Annotated in this window: 17 protein-coding genes; 8 read left to right on the top strand and 9 right to left on the bottom strand. The window is 48.6% G+C overall.

All coding sequences use genetic code 11. The annotated features are described in order from the left end of the window. The first annotated feature begins 211 nt into the window (after positions 1–211). The 4 genes from AAGR08_RS22045 to ascB all read left to right on the top strand — a co-directional run bounded on the left by AAGR08_RS22045 (position 212) and on the right by ascB (position 5,932). Positions 212–1,666 (top strand): sugar porter family MFS transporter, encoded by a 1,455-nt coding sequence (locus AAGR08_RS22045; protein WP_097098306.1) that lies wholly within the window; start codon positions 212–214, stop codon positions 1,664–1,666. Between the two features lie 64 nt (positions 1,667–1,730). Then, positions 1,731–2,453: a YoaK family protein gene (locus tag AAGR08_RS22040; RefSeq protein ID WP_097098307.1), complete on the top strand. Its 723-nt coding sequence runs from the start codon at positions 1,731–1,733 to the stop codon at positions 2,451–2,453. 206 nt (positions 2,454–2,659) lie between these two features. Next, positions 2,660–4,522: a PTS beta-glucoside transporter subunit IIABC gene (gene bglF / locus AAGR08_RS22035; protein WP_345830180.1), complete on the top strand. Its 1,863-nt coding sequence runs from the start codon at positions 2,660–2,662 to the stop codon at positions 4,520–4,522. Positions 4,523–4,537: 15 nt separating this feature from the next. Then, on the top strand, positions 4,538–5,932 hold the full coding sequence (gene ascB / locus AAGR08_RS22030; protein WP_345830178.1) for a 6-phospho-beta-glucosidase: 1,395 nt from the start codon (positions 4,538–4,540) through the stop codon (positions 5,930–5,932). 79 nt (positions 5,933–6,011) lie between these two features. On the opposite strand, the gene AAGR08_RS22025 is transcribed toward ascB, so the two are convergent. Further along, the gene (locus AAGR08_RS22025) at positions 6,012–6,875 is read right to left on the bottom strand and encodes a PRD domain-containing protein (RefSeq protein WP_345830177.1); all 864 of its coding nucleotides are present in this window, start codon (positions 6,873–6,875) and stop codon (positions 6,012–6,014) included. A gap of 294 nt (positions 6,876–7,169) precedes the next feature. On the opposite strand from AAGR08_RS22025, the gene fliD reads away from it, so the two are divergent. Further along, positions 7,170–8,582, top strand: coding sequence for a flagellar filament capping protein FliD (gene fliD / locus AAGR08_RS22020; RefSeq protein ID WP_345830175.1), 1,413 nt, complete (start codon positions 7,170–7,172; stop codon positions 8,580–8,582). Between the two features lie 147 nt (positions 8,583–8,729). On the opposite strand, the gene AAGR08_RS22015 is transcribed toward fliD, so the two are convergent. The 5 genes from AAGR08_RS22015 to AAGR08_RS21995 form a co-directional block, all read right to left on the bottom strand. Then, a complete protein-coding gene (locus AAGR08_RS22015; RefSeq protein WP_141400281.1) occupies positions 8,730–9,911 on the bottom strand; it encodes a hypothetical protein in 1,182 nt (393 codons plus the stop codon). Between the two features lie 130 nt (positions 9,912–10,041). Then, entirely contained in the window at positions 10,042–10,317 is a 276-nt protein-coding gene (locus AAGR08_RS22010) for an antibiotic biosynthesis monooxygenase (RefSeq protein ID WP_345830173.1), read from the bottom strand. Positions 10,318–10,489: 172 nt separating this feature from the next. Continuing rightward, on the bottom strand, positions 10,490–11,521 hold the full coding sequence (locus AAGR08_RS22005; RefSeq protein ID WP_097098313.1) for a methionine synthase: 1,032 nt from the start codon (positions 11,519–11,521) through the stop codon (positions 10,490–10,492). Positions 11,522–11,546: 25 nt separating this feature from the next. Beyond that, positions 11,547–12,530, bottom strand: coding sequence for a DUF1852 domain-containing protein (locus AAGR08_RS22000; protein WP_345830172.1), 984 nt, complete (start codon positions 12,528–12,530; stop codon positions 11,547–11,549). A 408-nt stretch (positions 12,531–12,938) separates the two neighbouring features. Further along, positions 12,939–13,265 carry a gamma-glutamylcyclotransferase family protein gene (locus AAGR08_RS21995; RefSeq protein ID WP_097098315.1) on the bottom strand — a complete coding sequence of 109 codons (327 nt, stop codon included), beginning with the start codon at positions 13,263–13,265 and terminating at the stop codon, positions 12,939–12,941. A 290-nt stretch (positions 13,266–13,555) separates the two neighbouring features. Between AAGR08_RS21995 and eptB the strand changes: the two genes are divergently transcribed. Then, positions 13,556–15,214: a kdo(2)-lipid A phosphoethanolamine 7''-transferase gene (gene eptB / locus AAGR08_RS21990; RefSeq protein WP_345830171.1), complete on the top strand. Its 1,659-nt coding sequence runs from the start codon at positions 13,556–13,558 to the stop codon at positions 15,212–15,214. A 138-nt stretch (positions 15,215–15,352) separates the two neighbouring features. Further along, entirely contained in the window at positions 15,353–15,892 is a 540-nt protein-coding gene (locus AAGR08_RS21985; protein WP_097098317.1) for a DUF2058 domain-containing protein, read from the top strand. A gap of 24 nt (positions 15,893–15,916) precedes the next feature. On the opposite strand, the gene AAGR08_RS21980 is transcribed toward AAGR08_RS21985, so the two are convergent. After that, a complete protein-coding gene (locus tag AAGR08_RS21980) occupies positions 15,917–16,615 on the bottom strand; it encodes an RluA family pseudouridine synthase (protein ID WP_345830169.1) in 699 nt (232 codons plus the stop codon). 192 nt (positions 16,616–16,807) lie between these two features. On the opposite strand from AAGR08_RS21980, the gene AAGR08_RS21975 reads away from it, so the two are divergent. Then, entirely contained in the window at positions 16,808–17,284 is a 477-nt protein-coding gene (locus tag AAGR08_RS21975; protein WP_097098319.1) for a cold shock domain-containing protein, read from the top strand. 70 nt (positions 17,285–17,354) lie between these two features. Here the strand turns inward: AAGR08_RS21975 and AAGR08_RS21970 are convergent, their stop codons facing one another. Next, on the bottom strand, positions 17,355–18,998 hold the full coding sequence (locus tag AAGR08_RS21970) for a methyl-accepting chemotaxis protein (RefSeq protein WP_345830167.1): 1,644 nt from the start codon (positions 18,996–18,998) through the stop codon (positions 17,355–17,357). Between the two features lie 10 nt (positions 18,999–19,008). Then, positions 19,009–19,224, bottom strand: coding sequence for a hypothetical protein (locus AAGR08_RS21965; protein WP_345830165.1), 216 nt, complete (start codon positions 19,222–19,224; stop codon positions 19,009–19,011). Positions 19,225–19,234 lie beyond the last annotated feature (10 nt).

Below are 19,234 nucleotides of genomic sequence, written 5' to 3'. Positions count from 1 at the left end.
TATGCATTATGTATATAGCTTACGCTGAGTCGCGTCGTTATAGCAAGTCCATTGCTGACCTTATCAATCAGAGGTATTTACTTCCTGTTAGCAATTACCATCTATTTAACAGTGACCTTCGTCACATTTTGAAAATCCTGTCTATACTTCTGCCTTTTGGGGTATTTCGCCTTTGCGCTTATCGGGCGCGTTCAATATGCAGGGATCTGGAATGGAAACATCGCAGCAAAACAATGAAGATGATTCAGCACTAAGCAATCTTACTGTCAAACAACGCTTATTCTTTGTGGTGTTGGTGGCGACCATGGGCGCGCTGGCGTTTGGTTATGACACCGGCATCATCTCCGGTGCCTTGCCGTATATGACCTTGCCACCCGATCAGGGCGGTCTCGATCTCACGCCGTTTACCGAAGGATTAGTGACGTCGTCGCTGATCTTTGGTGCTGCACTCGGCGCTTTTCTCAGCGGCTATTTCTCAGACCGCTTTGGCCGTCGTATCACGTTGCGCAGCCTGGCGTTAATCTTTGTCGCCGGCGCAATCGGCACCGCGCTGGCACCTAATCTGCACGTTATGGTGGCAATGCGTTTCTTGCTTGGGATTGCAGTTGGTGGTGGTTCATCAACGGTACCGGTATTCATTGCAGAAATTGCTGGGCCTAAACGCCGCGCACCGCTGGTGAGCCGTAACGAGCTGATGATCGTTTCCGGCCAGCTGCTGGCCTATGTGGTGAGCGCCTTGATGAGCTATCTGCTTAATGATTCGCATATGTGGCGCTATATGCTGGCGCTGGCGATGATTCCGGGCGCGCTGCTATTTATCGGCACCTTCTTTGTCCCGGCTTCGCCGCACTGGATGGTGGCGGAAGGGCGCATCAAAGAAGCGAGCCGTATCCTGCACAAGCTGCGTGAAACACCGCGGGAAGTGAAAAAGGAGATGGCGGAGATGCGCCAGCACGCTAAAGCGTCACGGCAGGGTCCATCTGCTCGCGAGCTGTTACAGCAGAAGTGGGTGCTGAGGCTGCTGCTGGTGGGCGCTGGACTGGGCATTGTTATCCAGTTCACCGGCGTGAATGCATTCATGTATTACACCCCGGTGATTTTGAAGACCACCGGCATGGGCACCAACGCCTCGATTGCCGCCACCATCGGCAACGGCGTGGTATCGGTGATTGCTACCATCGTCGGTATTAAAGCGGTGGGGCGATTTGGTCGTCGCACCATGCTGATGACTGGTTTGACAGTGGTGATCGCCATGCAGCTGGCACTGGGCTGCGTACTGTTGCTGATGCCACAAGATATGACGCAAAGTATGTTCGCACTAGCGGCAATTCTGGTGTTCCTGTTCTTTATGCAGATGTGCATTTCGCCGGTTTACTGGTTGCTGATGTCGGAACTGTTCCCGATGAAATTGCGCGGAGTATTGACGGGCGCAGCCGTTTCGTTCCAGTGGATCTGTAATGCGGCCGTCGCGTTTGCGTTTCCGCCGCTGCTGGCCGCCACCGGCAATGGCGCGTTCTTCATTTTTGCGGCGATCAATGTGGGTTCACTGATCTTCGTCATCACCATGCTGCCGGAAACCAAAGGCAAATCGCTTGAGCAGATTGAGAAAGAGATGCGTGAGCGTTTTAGCGAGCAGGATCAGGAAGCCGCCGACGGCGTAGCATAGCAGCACTTGAGAATTCCTGGCGCTGGGAGGAAGATACGCATCTTTGCCCGGGCCAGGAACTCCCATGCTGATCACCGCCGAAAACACGCGCACTTTCAATACCGACATTCGCCTGGCCTGCACCTTGGCTGCGGTTGCCGGTGCCCTCAACACCGCAGCGTTTGAAACGGTCGGCTTTTTCTCAGCGAATATGACCGGCAATGTCTCTTCTCTCTCCGATCACCTGGCAAAAGCCAACCTGCACGTTGGCCTGTTTTTTCTGCTTATCGTACTGCTGTTTATCGCCGGCTCTTCCATCTCCACGTTGATTATCAATTCCGGCAGAAGACGCCAGATTCGCGGTATTTACGCCATTAATATCCTGATTGAAGGGCTCGCTTTGCTGCTGCTGGGAACGGTTGAAATCGGGTTCCGGTTCAGCGGCTCTGGGGTGCTGTTGGTGCTGAGCCTGAGCTTCCTGATGGGCTTGCAGAATGCGGTGGTGACGCGCATTTCCAACGCGCGCGTTCGCACCACGCACGTCTCTGGCACCGCCACCGATATCGGCATTGAACTGGCAATGTTGTTCGATGTGCTGCGCCGTAAAGAGTCGCCGAAAGATGCACCACTCTATATCGAGCGTTTAAAACTGCACTTTTACACCGTGCTGGCCTTTCTGGGCGGCGGTGTATTGGGGATCTGGTTGCTACAGCTGATGAGTTATTTACTGCTGATCGTGATTGGCGCGCTGCTCACCGTACTTGCGTTAACGGCGCTCAAACGCTCTGGTTCGATGATTCATCTTTGAGTTAATCGGTGATGTACTTCACACTTCTCCGCTGCCCTTGCTGAATCCGCTTGCCACCGTGGCTGCGCTGTAAGCAAGATAGTCCGCGTTAAGGATTGTTACTGTTCGGCAGGCAAAACCTGAGGCGCGCCCTTTTTCATCTGAAGAGGGCGCGCCTCAGGTTTTTTTTTACGCGAAATTCGGGGCATGGTTCAGGAGAAAGGGTGATGCAATATCAGGAACTGGCGGATGAGATTGTGGCGGGCGTCGGCGGCAAAGACAATATTATCAGCGTAATGCACTGTGCCACGCGTTTGCGTTTCAAACTAAAAAATAGCCAAATCGCGCATACCACCGCGTTAAAAAATAATCCCGGCGTGATTATGGTGGTGGAGAGTGGCGGGCAATATCAGGTGGTGATCGGCAATCAGGTTGCGGAAGTTTATCGGGCGCTGACATCACGCCACGCGCTGGATAATCAAAGCGACCTCGCCGATAACGCTGCGGCACTGGGCCTGTTCGGCCGCTTTATCGATCTGGTTTCCGGGATCTTTACGCCGTTTATCGGCGTAATGATTGCTACCGGTATCATTAAAGGCTTACTGGCGCTGGCATTAGTCGTCGGCGTGATGGATGCCAATAGCGGCAGCTACAAGGTACTGTTTGTCGCCAGCGATGGCTTGTTCTACTTCCTGCCGATTTTGCTGGGCTACAGCGCGGGGAAAAAATTCGGCGGCAATCCGTTTGTCAGCATGGCGATTGCCGCCGCGCTGGTACATCCGGTGATTCTCGAGGTGCTGCAACAGCAGCAGCAAGGTAAATCACTGACGTTTTTAGGCGTGCCTCTCGACGTGCTTAACTACAGCGCATCGGTGATTCCCATCATCTTCGCAGCCTGGGTTTCCAGTTTACTCGAGCGCTGGATCCATCCACGCTCGCCCAGCGCAGTGCGTAACTTCACTACGCCGCTGTGCTGCCTGATCATCACCGTGCCGCTCACCTTTCTTGCCATAGGACCGGCGGCGACCTGGCTCAGCCGGATGCTGGCGGAAGGTTATTTGGCCATCTACAGCCTGAGTCCAATGATTGCCGGTGCGGTGATGGGTGCGATTTGGCAAGTGTGCGTGATTTTCGGTCTGCACTGGGGATTAGTGCCCATCATGCTGAATAATCTCGCTAACTTTGGCCACGATACGCTGCTGCCGCTGTTACTGCCTGCCGTGCTGGGGCAGGCGGGCGCAACGCTGGGGATTTTCCTGCGTACCCGCGAAGCGAAACTCAAAGCGGTGGCGGGCTCGGCATTTACCGCCAGCATTTTTGGTATCACCGAACCGGCGGTATACGGCGTGACGCTGCCGCGCCGTCGCCCCTTTATCTTTGGCTGCATTGGCGGTGCAGTGGGCGCGGCTATTCTCGGTTACTGGCATACCACTATTTACTCCTTTGGCTTCCCAAGTGTGTTCACCTTCATTCAGGTGGTGCCAAACAGCGGCATTGATGCCAGCGTACTGGCGGCGTTTGCTGGAGCGGCGCTGGCACTGCTGTTTGCCTGCGTCATGACCTATCTGTTTGGCCTGAGCGAGCCGCTTCCTGAAGCACCTGCCGAACCGGCTGCAACGCCTAAAACCCTGACGCAACGTGAAAGCGTGGTGAGTCCCATGGCTGGCGATGTAATTCCGTTGGAGCATGTCAACGATGAGACCTTCGCCAGCGGTTTGCTGGGCAAAGGCGCCGCGATTCTTCCACAGCAGGGGCGCGTGGTTTCTCCGGTTAATGGCGTGGTGTCGTCGATGTTCCGTACCGGCCATGCGATAGGGTTAACGTCAGCGCTAGGCGCGGAAGTATTGATTCACGTCGGTCTCGATACCGTGAAGCTTGAGGGGCGCTATTTTCGCCCGCAGGTGCAAAACGATCGGCTGGTAAAAGTGGGGGATGTGCTGCTGGAGTTCGACCTCGAGGCTATCAAAGCCGCAGGTTATGACCTCACGACGCCGGTGCTGGTGAGTAACAGCGATGAGTTTATCGACGTATTAACCCTGAGCCGCGCGGCGGTGAGCGAAGGCGCTCCGCTGCTGGCGGTGTTGAAATAACGAAGGAGCAAGCAGATGACTAAACGTTTTCCGGATGGATTTTTATGGGGTGGCGCCGTTGCCGCCAATCAGGTTGAAGGCGCTTATCGTGAAGATGGCAAAGGCTTATCAACTTCCGATCTGCAGCCTAAAGGCATTTTTGGTGCGCGCGTTGAGCGCAGCGGTGATGACTTTGGCATTAAAGATACCGCCATCGATTTCTACCACCGCTTCCCGGAAGATATCAAATTGTTCGCGGAAATGGGCTTTACCGTATTGCGCACTTCCATTGCCTGGACGCGCATTTTCCCACAGGGCGATGAAGCAGAGCCGAATGAAGCTGGCCTGGCCTATTACGATCGTCTGTTTGATGAGATGGCGAAATATAACATCAGCCCATTAGTGACGTTGTCACATTATGAAATGCCGTACGGCCTGGTGAAGCAGTATGGTGGCTGGGGGAACCGCATTACTATCGATTGTTTTGAGCGCTATGCGCGTGCGGTGTTCACCCGCTTCCAGCACAAGGTGAAACTGTGGCTGACCTTTAATGAGATCAATATGTCGCTACACGCGCCGTTTACCGGCGTGGGTCTGCCTGAAGAGAGCGATCGGCAGGTGATTTATCAGGCCATCCATCATCAGCTGGTGGCGAGTGGTCGCGCGGTGAAAGCTTGTCATGAGATTGTTAAGGACGGCAAAATCGGCAACATGCTGCTTGGCGCGCTGCTTTATCCGCTGAGTTGCCGTCCAGCGGACGTGCTGGAAACCCTGCAGCAAAACCGCGAGTGGCTGTTCTTTGGCGATGTACAGGTGCGCGGCGCGTATCCCGCTTATATGAAGCGTTTCTTTGCCGACCGCGGTATTTCAATCACAATCACTGAAGCAGACAAGCGTGACCTGCAACATACCGTCGATTACATCTCCTTCAGCTATTACATGACCGGCTGCGTCACCACCAATGAAGAGGATAACCAGAAAGCGCGCGGCAATATTCTCTCGATGGTGCCAAACCCGCATTTGCCGAGTTCCGAATGGGGTTGGCAGATCGATCCAGAAGGGCTGCGCATTTTGCTGAATATGCTGTATGACCGTTATCAGAAGCCGTTGTTTATCGTGGAAAACGGGTTGGGCGCCAAAGATGTGGTAGCGGCGGATGGCAGCATTGAGGATGATTACCGCATTCAGTATCTCAACGATCATCTGGTGCAGGTGCGGGAAGCCATTGAAGATGGTGTTGACGTGCTGGGTTATACCTGCTGGGGACCAATTGACCTGGTTAGCGCGTCTAAAGCGGAGTTTTCAAAACGCTACGGCTTTATTTATGTTGATCGTGATGATGCGGGCAACGGTAGCCTGGCGCGCTCGCGCAAGAAAAGCTTCTTCTGGTATCAGGATGTGATTCGTAGCCACGGTGAAGCGCTGAAATAAAGTGGGTGGTCGCCATAAACCCGGTGCGCATGAATGCGCACCCTACGAAGACCTCGCCTCACAATAGTAGGGTCGCCACTTAAGCTTCGTCGGCATCTTCCTGCAACGCCAGCGTCTCTTTACGCACTCGTTCAATATGAATTGTCAGAAACATGCGCTCTTCGCTGGAGAGCGCATACAGATATTTCTGCTGAATATGCTTATCGATCTTCACCGCACATTGATAGGCGAGTGGATATTTGTCGCGCACCACATCATGCAGTGATTCATCTTCACTACACACGCCGCGCTTGCCCAGCATGCGCTGGGCGAAGAATTTCAAATGGTTGACGAAACGGTTATAGCTGAGGCTGTCGGTGCGGTAATCAAGCTGCAGTCGATATTTTACAATATGCAGGATCTCCTGCATAAATTGCGTCACGTGCGACACATCGGTGAAGTCGCTGCCGAGTTGCGCATTCACCAGATGCAGGGCAATAAACCCGGCTTCATCCTCTGGCAATTCCACACCCAGCCGCTGTTGAATCAGCGCCAGCGCCGCTACGCCAAGGGAAAATTCCTTTGGATAAAGGGTTTTAATTTCCCACTTCAGCACGTTGCGAATGGCGATGCCTTGTTGATGACGCTCAATTGCAAAGTGGCAGTGATCGCAGAGTGCGATGGAGAGACTTTCATGCAGCGGCTGGCCAAGCTGTTGACGCGCATTAGCGATGATCAGCTCGCTGGTGGTGATCACCTCAAGCGGGATGTCTGAAAGCAGCTCGCTGAGCCTGCCGGTTAAGGCGTCGCTTTGCAAAGCGAACACTTTCTCAATCTGCTGCGCATCTAACTCATCACCTACGCGTTTCTGAAACGCCAAACCGCGTCCCATCACCACCTGCTCTTTACCGTGGTCGCCCAGCACCACCGCAACGTTGTTATTGAGGATTTTCGCGATTTTCATTGTCATCAGCCCTGAAAAATAAAAAACCCGACCCACCGGGAGGACGGCGTGTCAGGTTTTGCCTGCGCTAAGCGCAGTAACAATCCCGCGAGATCATAATCGGCCTGGGTTTAGCGACAAGCACAGCGACAACTAAATGTGAGTTACATCATGTTTTCTCAGTGATGGCGTTATCCGGGGACCGTATAGATTTTACAACCGTAAGGATATTGTAAGGATTTGATCAGCTTTCTTTAAAGTTTGCGTTAAGGCTGCCGATAGTACCGTAACGTTAAATTAACAGGAGTTGCGTACATGACTGGGATTTCAACTTTAGGCGTCGGTTCAGGATTGGGTTTGAGCACCATCCTCGACAAATTGACTGCGGCAGAAAAACAATCGCTGGCACCGATTTCAAAACAACAATCTGCCGCGACCGCAAAATTATCCGCTTACGGCACGCTGAAAACCGCGATTCAAACTTTCCAGACGGCGAACAGTAAGTTAAACGATGCCGCGCTCTACACCGCTACAACGACCACCTCCAGCTCCACCGCATTCAGTGCTGATACCAACGGCAATGCGCTGCCGGGCAAATACACCATTAGCGTGCAGCATCTGGCGCAATCGCAGACGCTAACCAGCGCCGCGCAAACCGATATTAAAGCGGCGATTGGCAGCGATGCAGCCTCAAGAACCATGAAGTTTGTCACCGCCGATGGCAAAGAGAAGAGCATCACGCTGAGCAAAGATCAGACGTCGCTCTCATCTATTCGTGACACCATTAACAAATCCAACGTAGGCGTCACCGCCAGCCTGATTAAGGTATCGGCGACCGAATACCGTTTGTCTCTGAGCTCAACGGCATCGGGCACGGCGAATGCTGTGAAATCGCTGAGCGTCACCGGTGATGACACTTTGCACGGCTTTATCGGTTTCGATGCAGCTGATACGGCAAACAGCGGAATGACGCAGAGCGTTGCCGCGCAGAATGCCAGCCTGACCGTAAATAATGTGGCGATTGAGAGCAGCAGCAATACCATCACTGATGCGGTAGAAGGGATTACGCTGCGGTTGAATGATGAAACCACGGGTAATCAAACCCTGACGGTGAGCAGCGATACCAATAAAGCCAAAACGGCCATTACCGAGTGGGTGAATGCTTATAACTCGCTGCAGGATACGATGGCAGGCCTGACGAAATATACCGCAGTGGATGCAGGTAAAGATCCAGACAGCAAAAACGGTGCGCTGCTGGGTGATGGCACGCTGCGCAATATTCAGGTGCAGATGAAAAGCATTTTGGCGAATACGTCTGGCTCGAACGTGTACAAGACCTTATCGCAGGCGGGCATCACCACCGATCCAACGGACGGTAAACTGAAACTGGATGCCAATAAACTCACCAGTAGCCTGCAAGTCAAACCGGATGCGGTGCGTGACATGTTCACGGGCGATGGCAAGAAAACCGGCGTTTCAACGGTGCTGAATACCACGTTCACGGCATTCCTCAGCAGTAAAGGCGTACTGCAGGGCGCGACGGATACCATCAGCAAAAAACTCAACACGTTAACCGAGCAATACAACACCGCCAGTAAACGCATTGATGACACGATTGCGCGCTATAAAAAGCAGTTCACCAACCTGGATAAGATGGTTAGCGTGTTGAATAACACCAGCAATTATCTCACCGAGCAGTTCAGCACCACATCGAAGAATAACAAGTGATGTGAGCGGAGTGGGTAAGGTTTACGGAGAGTCGCCATTTATGGCGACTTTTTGTATATGTATAGTTATTAGGTAGTGAAGTGCTCCATAATCTTGAAATTTATGGCGCTATGTCATGTCTCTTCAAACTTGCACATGTTGTTTTTGTTATGGCGTATGAGTTTTTTCAGCTGGAAGTGTCGATTGATTAATAACCCACTGTGAAAGCTCATCCTTTCTAAACACAAGACACTCAGCAGCCTGGCTTTTTAGTGTGTCAAGAAGTGCTGAATCATATTTATCGCTCAACAACCTAGATTTCATACTATTTTTGTATGTTGCAACGACTTGGACAGGGCAAATTAATTTAATTGTTCCTAATGATAAAAATGTTGCACCTTTGAATAAAAGGAAATTAGAGTCATCAGATTTTTTCATATCCCAATTCTGAGCAGACAATCTTTCTGATGGATAGTTTTTGACCGGCACAGAAAAGTGATAAGGCCTATAATCGATTGCACCTGATATTTGCAGTGTCGAATTGAGTATGAGTAATGGAATTCCAGGGATAAACAGCGATGTAGTAACTAATAAAGAAAACGCCACGCCTACAGCCGTGATTATTTTACGGAACATGCTGGTTTTAATGTCATCCGAAAATACTATGCACACTGGAATGATTGTAATAAAAGTAACTAATAATGATAGGGGTATCAATATGATAAGTTCTTTTAGGTTATCTGTTCCTTCAGGAAATTCAATGGCTTTGAATATTAAAGAAAGAGGAAAAACAAGAAGGAAGGAAGAAAATCCTATAAGAGATGGTATGGTGATTTTTATAAAAAGCCTACTAAAGCAATATTTTTTTTCATTGCACTCATTTTCATTCTTTACATTGTTTTTTAATGCAACGAATGATAACAAGTTGCAAATTAAGCAATTTAACAATATAACCCATCCGGGATTTATATTTACCTTGAGTTTTTCATTGATGTAAACATATAGATAAAATATAAAAACAGCTGCGAAAGATGAAATGAAATTAAGCTTAATATAGCCTTTTCTATTTTTCTCTTCAACAGCTTGGTTACTGGTGAAAGCAAAGATTGATGTTATTAAAAATGTCTGGATATAAAAAACAAATCCGAATGAAATTGCGCTAAGTATCGTGAATATACTTAATGCTCCAAAAATATCTTTAAGATTAACAAATTCAAGAAATAAGTCCTGTCTACCTAGTCTCATGAGATATAACCAGATACTTGATAGTGATAAAAATGAAGCGCAGATAGGTGACGATATTAGTGCAAGGCTCCATTTTATCATGGTGTGAATTTCTTTTGTTTTCATGTAAATATTACTTTATCTATGTTTGTTTTTTAAATAGGATATAACGATATTTTTTATTATACAGCTCATGCGGAAATAGTTACTTTATAGAAAAATACGGGGATTTTTTATAGCAGCGTTGCGAGTATAATTATTCGATTTCATAAATTTTATACTCGCGGGCGATGGCGCGGGTTTCTTTTCCCCAGGCAGATGCTTTAGTTCTTTCCTGATGGATAGTAAATGTATTCTTATTTGTGAAGAGCTCTTCAACTTGCCAAATAAGCGGATCTGCAGTCTCTGTTACTTCAAAAGAGAGACATCCCGCTTCCTCTCGGGTGAGTCTTTTGTGTTCTGGGAGAAACTGGCGAACAAGATCCGCCTCCTCAATCTGCTTGCATACTAAACGACCCGTCAGTTTGATCATTTTCATCCCTATTTTATGAGTGCTTTATACGTATTTATGGCGAAAAGTTGAGAAGAGTGGAAAGGCATCTGATTCGGAATGTAGACGTCAGTTTTAATGCTAAGTCTGGGTTGGCGATTGAATAATACACACAACCCAGACTGCTTTACTTTGAATAACTCACTTTTTGCGGTTATTTAGCCAGGAGCTCTTTACGGACGATTTCTGCACCGGCACTTAATGCATCTAACTTACCTTTTGCAACGCCGCGAGGCAATGGAATCATGCCGCAGTTGGTGCAAGGGTAAAGCTTATCGGCGTCAACAAACTGTAGTGCTTTGCGAAGCGTGGCGGCCACTTCTTCGGGGGTCTCAATGGTATTGGTTGCCACGTCAATCGCGCCTACCATTACCTTTTTCCCGCGAATAAGCTCCATAAGCTCCATTGGAACGTGAGAATTATGACATTCCAGTGAAATGATATCGATATTAGACTTTTGCAGTTTTGGGAAAATCTCTTCGTATTGACGCCACTCGTTGCCGAGTGTTTTTTTCCAATCTGTATTAGCTTTAATGCCATAACCGTAGCAAATATGCACAGCCGTTTCGCATTTTAGCCCTTCAATAGCTCTTTCGAGTGTGGCAATGCCCCAATCATTTACTTCGTCAAAGAAGACGTTAAATGCAGGCTCATCAAACTGGATAATATCAACACCCACCGCTTCCAACTCTTTAGCTTCTTCATTAAGAATTTTGGCGAATTCCCAGGCGAGTTTTTCACGGCTTTTATAGTGGTTGTCATAAAGCGTATCGATCATCGTCATCGGCCCCGGCAAGGCCCATTTAATCGGACGGTCAGTTTGCTGACGCAAAAATTTCGCATCTTCAACAAACACAGACTTTTGGCGACTGACTGGGCCCACCACGGTCGGTACGCTTGCATCATAGCGATCGCGAATTTTAACGATTTCACGTTTTTCGAAATCAACGCCGTTGAGGTGTTCGATAAAGGTCGTGACAAAATGTTGGCGCGTCTGCTCGCCATCACTGACAATATCAATACCGGCCTGCTGTTGATCTTCCAGGCATAAACGCAGCGCATCTTGTTTGCCGTCGGTTAATTCCTGATCTTGCAATTTCCATGGTGACCAAAGTACCTCCGGTTGAGCAAGCCAGGAGGGTTTCGGTAAACTGCCGGCAGTAGAAGTCGGTAATAATTTTTTCATCGCAGGTGACCTTATTTTTGGTTAATCAAAGAACGGAATTAGCAGACCATTGCTCAAGAATAGTTTGGAAAGGTTTAATGAATTTCTCTTCAGTAAACTTTCCCTGCTCAATGGCTAATTGGCTACGTTCTTCGCGATCGTAAACAATTCGAGTTAAAGAATAGTCCTGCTGATTCAAGCTAGGTTGATAGCATTTTCCTGCTGCCGAATTCGCATTGTAAATCTCAGGACGGTAAATTTTCTGGAAGGTTTCCATCGTACTGATGGTACTAATCAGTTCAAGATTCGTGTAATCGCTGAGCAAATCACCCGTGAAGTAGAAAGCCAAAGGCGCAACGCTATTGGCAGGCATGAAGTAACGCGCCTCTAATCCCATCTTATTGAAATAGTGATCGGTCAATGAAGCTTCATCTTGCTTATACTCGATACCCAATACTGGATGCTCATTGCCAGTGCGATGATAAACATTTTTACTTGAAACACTGAGGCAGATAACAGGCGATTTCTTGAAGTTGTCTTTATAGATGTCTGAGTTGACAAACTGCTTGAATATGTTGCCGTGTAGATCACCAAAATTATCGGGGATAGTAAACTGGTTTTTATCTTTATTGTGCAGTGACAGTAATACGCTAAAATCATAATCCCGCACGTAAGAGGAGAAGTTATTGCCTACAATACCTTCAATGCGCTCATTGGTTTTTTTATCAATGATATTTGTTTTTAATATTTCGATCACTGGGAAGGCATTGCCACTGCCTTCATTTTCAATGTTCAATTCAACGGAAATAATGTCCAGCTCGACCGCATAACGATCGCTTTTCGGGTTGTCCCAATGTGCCAGAGAATTGAAACGGTTATCAATCATCACTAAGGCGTTGCGCAGGTTCTCCTGGCGTTTTTCACCACGGGCCAAATTGGCAAAATTAGTGGTAATGCGCGTGCTTTGAGAGGGGTTATAGTTCTCGTCAAAGCGTAAGCTTTTAATTTTGAAGGTAAATTTATTATTCATTTTCGTTTGCTTCCTAACTTCTGGCCTAAAAACTGGATTTGGTGCTTGCTTAACAGGAACGTCCAATGTTCTTTACTGGTTTTCCCACTTAGTATTCTTCACATTGATAAAAATCAATGATACGTCACATTTTATGCCTGAGTAGCTGAATGAGGAAAAGTGATTTAATTTCAACGAACATGAACGATTTTCATGATGATGTGTTGGGTGAGGAGAGAAGAGGCAGAATATGCCTCAGTCACAGCTTGCCGATAGAAAAATTCTTTAGATATTTTAAGGGGTTGTTATCAGTTTCCGCTAGCGAAGATGAAGGCTGCCGGTTTGAGCTATGCTCGTTTTCAACACTGCAGAACTTTCATCATCAGGCATAATCGACGCTCACAGATCTGGAAGCTATGGATTCAAAAGCTAGTCTTTGATCATGTAAATATATGATTTGACAGTTAAACCATCGTTAGTCACCACGTCTACTTTAACGCGCGCATATTCATGCCCTTCAAATTCATCAAGTATCTGCCAATGGTTCGCCAGATTTTCAGAGGTGAATAAAAATCCGTCAACACGATTACCTGAATTATCCAGAATGATACCCGGATAGCCCATTTCGGCACCCCATCCTTTCTCCTGAAGAGAACCGCTCACATGTCCTTCCTGCCAGCTGCCACCGATATTTTCCAGGATATGAGCATTCGGTCGGCCCGGTCCTAATGTGCCGTAAACAAACAGACTTTCCATTTTTCCTCCATGCCAAAAGGCTCACAATAGGGTTTGTTAATCTATGATTACTCAGTATTTTTAACATAAATGAAACAAGGTTAACAACCACAGCGGAGCGACTGCTAATATCGAAAGGTAGCTGAAAGGTTTCTGGCCTACACGCCATACCACACTCACAACATATTGTTACATTATAACATGCTCATTCTTCTTGCTAGATTGAACCCATTCTCAACCTCGTCGTCTCAGCAGTGGCACGCTTTTTACAGGGAACGAATTAATCTAGTTACACTAATAATGAGGCAAAGATGTTTAAACGGGGTTGGCTTGAGCAATTTTACGTACCGGGATGGGTATCGTTGTATGTCGGCATTATACTTAATATTCCTATTTTCATTCGTCGATATCATCAACTGCAATTTGATAATATTCTGTCGGTCATCATTGAGATTGTCGCAGCATTTTGTTTAGTGGTATTTTTAACCTTATTAATGTCATTAACCGGCAAGATAATCTCTCGTCTATTAATGACGCTGCTGGTGATATTTTCTAGTGCAGCCAGCTATTACATGATCTTTTTTAATATTGATATTGGCTATGGGATTATTGCTGCAGTGCTGGCGACGGATTCAATTGATCTCTCAAAGGAATCCATTGGCTGGCATGTCATGCTGTGGCTGGTGGTGGTCAATATTATTCCGTTATGGCTGATTTGGCGTGGATTACGCACCAGGTCAGTTAGCAGGATTAATCAAAAACAGTACTGGTCTTATAAAACCGTTGCCATCCTGGTTGCTGCAATGGGTTGTTGGTTACCGCTCAACCTGATGGGCAAAATGCAAAATGAGCAAGACAAACACAACAATCGCATGATGGCCAGCTATGGCGGTATCGTGGCCGGGACCTATTCTCCTTCCAATTGGTTATCAGGCGTGGGATTACTGGCTTACAGTTCATACAGCCAGGCGGAAGATAATCGGAATCTTTACGACCCAACGGATCATTACCGCTATAACCCGCCTAAGGATGCTGACAACCTCTATATCGTATTCGTCATTGGTGAGAGCGCACGCCGCGATCATATGGGCCTTTACGGTTATGAGCGTGACAACACGCCATATCTCGACCATGAAAAAAATCTGGTTCACCTGCAGGGCTATTCCTGTGACACCTCAACTAAACTTTCACTACGCTGCATGTTTGTGCGCGAAGGCGGAGCGTCTGAAGCACCGCAGCGTACACTGAAAGAGATGAACGTATTCACGGTAATGAAGAAACAGGGCTTTTCTGAAGAGCTCTATTCTATGCAGAGTGAAGCCTGGTTCTATAACAAAGTCATGGCAGATAGCTATGCATTACGGGAATCTATTCAGGCGGAAAAACGCCATGTGGGGCAACCAGTTGATGATATGGCTTTAGTCACGGAGCTTCAGGATTCTATTCAGCGCCATCCTCAAGGCAAGCACATCATTATTCTGCATACTAAAGGATCGCACTATCTTTATACGGAACGTTATCCCCGGGCATTTGCGCGTTATCAACCTGAGTGCCAGGGTATCGATGATGCATGCAGTACGCAGGAGATGATTAATTCGTATGACAATAGTCTTTTGTATACCGATTACTTTCTTAAGCAGACGTTTGATAGCCTTAAAGATAAAAATGCCATTGTATTTTATGCCTCCGATCATGGTGAATCGATTTCCGAGAATCTGCATTTCCATGGCACGCCGCGTGACCATGCACCTATGGCGCAGCGAACCATTCCAATTATGGTCTGGGCCTCGGATAAATTCCTAAGTAACAAGGACAACAAAGCCTCATTCGAACAATTAGAGCAGCTGCAAAATAATAAAACGCCGGTGTTTCACGAGAAGCTGTTCGACACTATTTTAGGATGCTCTGGCTTTACTTCTCCCGATGGCGGCATTAACCCGGCGAGGAACTGGTGCACCCATACGGAATAATGGCTATTGGTATATAGCGTGAATGATTAAGGGGGAGAGTGGATCTCATCGCTTCTCCTCCTATCGTCACCAGGCTGGCACAGCCGCGGACAATCCAGCTATAATCCCCCAAATTCTTCAACCGGTTCAGACATAACGATGGCAAAACTCACCTTACAAGAGCAGATGCTCAAAGCTGGATTAGTAACCAGCAAAAAGATGGATAAAGTGCAAAGAACGGCTAAAAAGTCACGCGTTCAGGCGCGTGAGGCAAGAGCCGCGGTGGAAGAGAATAAGAAAGCCCAGCTTGAACGTGACAAGCAGCTCAGTGAGCAGCAGAAACAGGCAACGTTATCGAAAGAGTACAAAGCTCAGGTAAAGCAGCTGATTGAAATGAATAAAATCGATATTTCTAAAGGAAATATTGGCTTTAACTTCACTGATAATAATTTAATTAAAAAAATAGACGTGGATAAGCTGACGCAATCCCAGCTGATCAACGGTCGCCTCGCCATTGCGCGTTTGGCCACCGATAATAATGGTGAGAGTGAATACGCGATTATTCCCGCGAGCGTGGCCGATAAAATAGCCCAGCGCGATGCCAATAGTATTGTCTTAAACAGCGCCCTGAGTCAGGAAGAGCAGGATGAAGACGATCCCTACGCTGATTTTAAAGTGCCTGATGATCTGATGTGGTAATCCACGCTATTGAGCGGTTGGCCTTCAGAACGGACAGGGGCTGCATGCTTTTATCCACTCTTCACTAGCGGGATGAACAAAATGCAGCTCGCTAGCATGCAGCATCAGCCGCGGCGTCCGTTCTGTGCCAGGCAGCAGCAGACCGCCATACAGGTCACAGCCTAAAATAGGATGGCCCAACTGCTGACAGTGAATGCGCAGCTGATGAGTGCGACCTGTTTCGGGCGTTAACGCTACGCGCGATAACGGCATTAACGCGCCATCTTCCAACGCATGCTGAAAACACTCAATCACGCGATAGCGCGAACGAGCGGGCTTACCGTGGATGGGGCAAATCGACATCAGTGGAAACAACGCGGGATCTTTGGCAATCGCCGCGTCTATCACGCCGTCATTTTGTTGCAGATGCCCACACAGCAGCGCGCGGTATACCTTGGTTACGTTGCGCTGGCTAAACTGCTGGCAGAGTGCCGCGTTAATGGCTTTATTGCGGGCAACCACCATTAAGCCGGAAGTACCGAAATCCAGGCGGTGAACCAAGGTGCAGCCAGGGAAAAGCTGTACCAGCCGATGATGCACTGAATCGAGATTTTGCGGATTTTTTCCCGAGAGGCTAAGCAAACCGGCGGGTTTATCGATCAGGACCAGATGCTCATCCTGATAAAGGATCTCAATTTGCTGATGGCACGGCGGGGCAATAAAGCTATCAAAAATCGTCGACATCATGCTGCCCGGAGCGAAAGTGGGAGCGGATGATAACCAATTTTCAGCCGACGCGCGAATCTGGCCGCGCCTCGCACGTGTGAAATTTATCGTCCACACTTAAAGCGAAGAGATAGTTTGTGCAGGCGTTGTGCTTTACACTGCGCGCTGAAAAAATTGCGTAGATAAACGATTAAGTAGGCGGTAACGGCGATGAAAGGAACGATCACAACCTGGTTTCAGGATAAAGGTTTTGGATTTCTCAAAGATGAAAATGGTGATAACCGCTATTTCCATGTGATTAAGGTCGCTAATCCTGATCTGATTAAAAAAGATGCGTCGGTAACCTTCGAACCCACAACCAATAACAAGGGCTTATCGGCTTATGCGGTGAAAGTCGTACCGGATAGCAAATATATCTTTATTGCCGGCGAGCGCCTGAAACTCACGTCGATAAAATCCTTCCTGGTGTATAGCGAAGAAGTGCCCGCTGATACCGGCATTGATAAAGAAAATCCCGTGCTGTCGGTGGGTATTCTGATGAATAGCATCAGGCCGAAAGCAGAGGATAAAAGTGGTGAAATGCGCTCGCTGAAAAAACTGGCGATCACCACTTTCCAGGGAACTACGTTAATTTTCTCAGAAGATGAGATTGACGTAGATGCCACGGTGAAAATGCTTAAGTTCTGATTTAGCCGGTTTTTATGCCAGGTGCGCACAAGTGCGCACCCTACAAAATCCAATGTATTCGCGCGTTTGCTTAAAAACTCTGCCAGTCAGCATCGTTCACTAGCGCCACGCGTGAGGGTTTAACCCGCGATGGCGCGCGCGAGGCCGCCGGCGGTTGACGGACGTCTGCCACTTCCGCGACGTGGAATTTACCCACCAGCTGATTAAGATTGCCCGCTTGTTCCTGCAGTGATTGCGAAGCGGCAGATGCCTCTTCCACCAGCGCGGCGTTCTGCTGCGTCACATCATCCATCTGATTCACCGCTTGCTGCACCTGCAAAATGCCCTGGCTCTGCTCAACGGCGGCTGCGGCAATCTCTCCCACCAGCTGGCTTACCTGATGAATGGCATCATTCATCACGCTCATATTGCGGCCGACGTCGCTGGCCTGCGCGGCACCCGCTTCGGTCAGGCGATGTGACTCTTCAATCAAGCTTTTAATTTCGCGGGCAGCCGTGGTGGATCGCTGCGATAAATTACGCACTTCACCGGCTACAACGGCAAAACCTTTCCCATGTTCACCCGCACGCGCGGCTTCAACCGCCGCGTTCAACGCCAGAATGTTGGTCTGGAAAGCGATGCCTTCAATAATGGAAACGATCTCCGTCACCTTACGTGAGCTGCCGCGAATATTGTCCATGGTTGAAAGCATGGTGGTGAGCGATTCGCTGCTTTTCTCAGACAAACCACTGGCATTAGCGGCAAGCTGGCTGGCCTGATGCGTGTTATCGGCGGTCTGACGCACGGTTTCACTCAGCTCGGTCATGCTGGCGGCAGTTTGCTCCAGTGATGCGGCTTGCTGCTCGGTACGTGAAGAGAGATCTTCATTGCCCGCAGAGATCTGCACCGAAGCACTGCTGACTGACTGCGACGCTTCACGCACCGATGACAGCGCGTTCGCAACGCGATCCATCAGGATGTTGAAGGAGTGCGCCATGTTGCCCACTTCATCGCGGCGGCTTTCGTCGGCTTTCAGGGTGAGATCGAGGTTCTCGCTGGCGGTCATCATCACCTTGCCCGCGGCAGACAAGCTGCGACGGATGCGTAATACGGTAAACAGGGACAGCAAACCAAATATCAATACGGTAGCGGCAACACCCGCAATGGTAGTCCACAGTACGAAGTGGAAGGTGCTGCGGTTGGTAGCACGCAGCTCATCGCCGATGGCGATATTCAACGCCAGCTGCTTTTGGTAATCCGCAATCAGCAGATGGATCGCAGCACCGATGCCGTTTTGCCCCTCAATCAGATCGAGGCTTATTTCATTTTGATGAGCGCGCGAAGCGGCGAGAAATGCCGGCAACGTGGCGGTAACCTGTTGAATATTGCTATAAGCCAGCTCGGTTAAGCGCCGATCTTCGTCGTTGGAAATATCATTTGCCAGATAGTAATCAGTGAGTGATTTCAGTTCTGCCAGCTGTTTTTGGATATCACCCTCAACGGCAGGCATTTTGTTGTCCTCGGTCTGGCTTTTGTGTTTGTAAAGCGTGAGCGCCAGTTGATTACTGCCGTCAATCAGCTTGCCGAGATCTTTAATCGAGGGAATGGCGTTGGTTTGCACATATTCGAAACGGTCCTGGAAGCCAGAAAGCAGGGTGATGGCCAGCACAGCCTGCAGGATAATGGCGCCAAATAGCATGGAAAAGGTCAGAAACAAGCGTTGAGAGATGTTCATCTTATTATCCTTAATCTAAAAGCATCCCTGTGGTTGCCGCGCAGGGAAGAGGGGGCAGATTAATAACCATCGGCAGATTAAGGAATTTAGTTAATTTATTTTTATCAGCGGGTGAATTTTCGTCGAGGGCGCATTTATGCGCTTCTGGAAAGAGGTCACCATAAATGGCGACCTTACGCGATGTTGTAGGGTGCGCATTTATGCGCACCAGGGAAGAGATCGCCATAAATGACGAC

It is taken from the genome of Pantoea sp. BRR-3P, assembly GCF_039621635.1.
Classification (GTDB): Bacteria; Pseudomonadota; Gammaproteobacteria; order Enterobacterales; family Enterobacteriaceae; genus Pantoea; species Pantoea floridensis.
This window is presented reverse-complemented; position numbering and strand designations above follow the sequence as displayed.

Excerpts from the sequence above, each read along its gene's own strand:
- AAGR08_RS21965 (WP_345830165.1), bottom strand. The coding sequence starts at position 19,224 with ATGGCGATCTCTTCCCTGGTGCGCATAAATGCGCACCCTACAACATCG.
- ascB (WP_345830178.1), top strand. The coding sequence starts at position 4,538 with ATGACTAAACGTTTTCCGGATGGATTTTTATGGGGTGGCGCCGTTGCC.
- bglF (WP_345830180.1), top strand. The coding sequence starts at position 2,660 with ATGCAATATCAGGAACTGGCGGATGAGATTGTGGCGGGCGTCGGCGGC.
- AAGR08_RS21980 (WP_345830169.1), bottom strand. The coding sequence starts at position 16,615 with ATGTCGACGATTTTTGATAGCTTTATTGCCCCGCCGTGCCATCAGCAA.
- AAGR08_RS22000 (WP_345830172.1), bottom strand. The coding sequence starts at position 12,530 with ATGAATAATAAATTTACCTTCAAAATTAAAAGCTTACGCTTTGACGAG.
- AAGR08_RS21975 (WP_097098319.1), top strand. The coding sequence starts at position 16,808 with ATGAAAGGAACGATCACAACCTGGTTTCAGGATAAAGGTTTTGGATTT.
- AAGR08_RS21985 (WP_097098317.1), top strand. The coding sequence starts at position 15,353 with ATGGCAAAACTCACCTTACAAGAGCAGATGCTCAAAGCTGGATTAGTA.
- fliD (WP_345830175.1), top strand. The coding sequence starts at position 7,170 with ATGACTGGGATTTCAACTTTAGGCGTCGGTTCAGGATTGGGTTTGAGC.
- eptB (WP_345830171.1), top strand. The coding sequence starts at position 13,556 with ATGTTTAAACGGGGTTGGCTTGAGCAATTTTACGTACCGGGATGGGTA.
- AAGR08_RS22040 (WP_097098307.1), top strand. The coding sequence starts at position 1,731 with ATGCTGATCACCGCCGAAAACACGCGCACTTTCAATACCGACATTCGC.
- AAGR08_RS22005 (WP_097098313.1), bottom strand. The coding sequence starts at position 11,521 with ATGAAAAAATTATTACCGACTTCTACTGCCGGCAGTTTACCGAAACCC.
- AAGR08_RS22045 (WP_097098306.1), top strand. The coding sequence starts at position 212 with ATGGAAACATCGCAGCAAAACAATGAAGATGATTCAGCACTAAGCAAT.
- AAGR08_RS22025 (WP_345830177.1), bottom strand. The coding sequence starts at position 6,875 with ATGAAAATCGCGAAAATCCTCAATAACAACGTTGCGGTGGTGCTGGGC.
- AAGR08_RS21995 (WP_097098315.1), bottom strand. The coding sequence starts at position 13,265 with ATGGAAAGTCTGTTTGTTTACGGCACATTAGGACCGGGCCGACCGAAT.
- AAGR08_RS22010 (WP_345830173.1), bottom strand. The coding sequence starts at position 10,317 with ATGATCAAACTGACGGGTCGTTTAGTATGCAAGCAGATTGAGGAGGCG.
- AAGR08_RS21970 (WP_345830167.1), bottom strand. The coding sequence starts at position 18,998 with ATGAACATCTCTCAACGCTTGTTTCTGACCTTTTCCATGCTATTTGGC.
- AAGR08_RS22015 (WP_141400281.1), bottom strand. The coding sequence starts at position 9,911 with ATGAAAACAAAAGAAATTCACACCATGATAAAATGGAGCCTTGCACTA.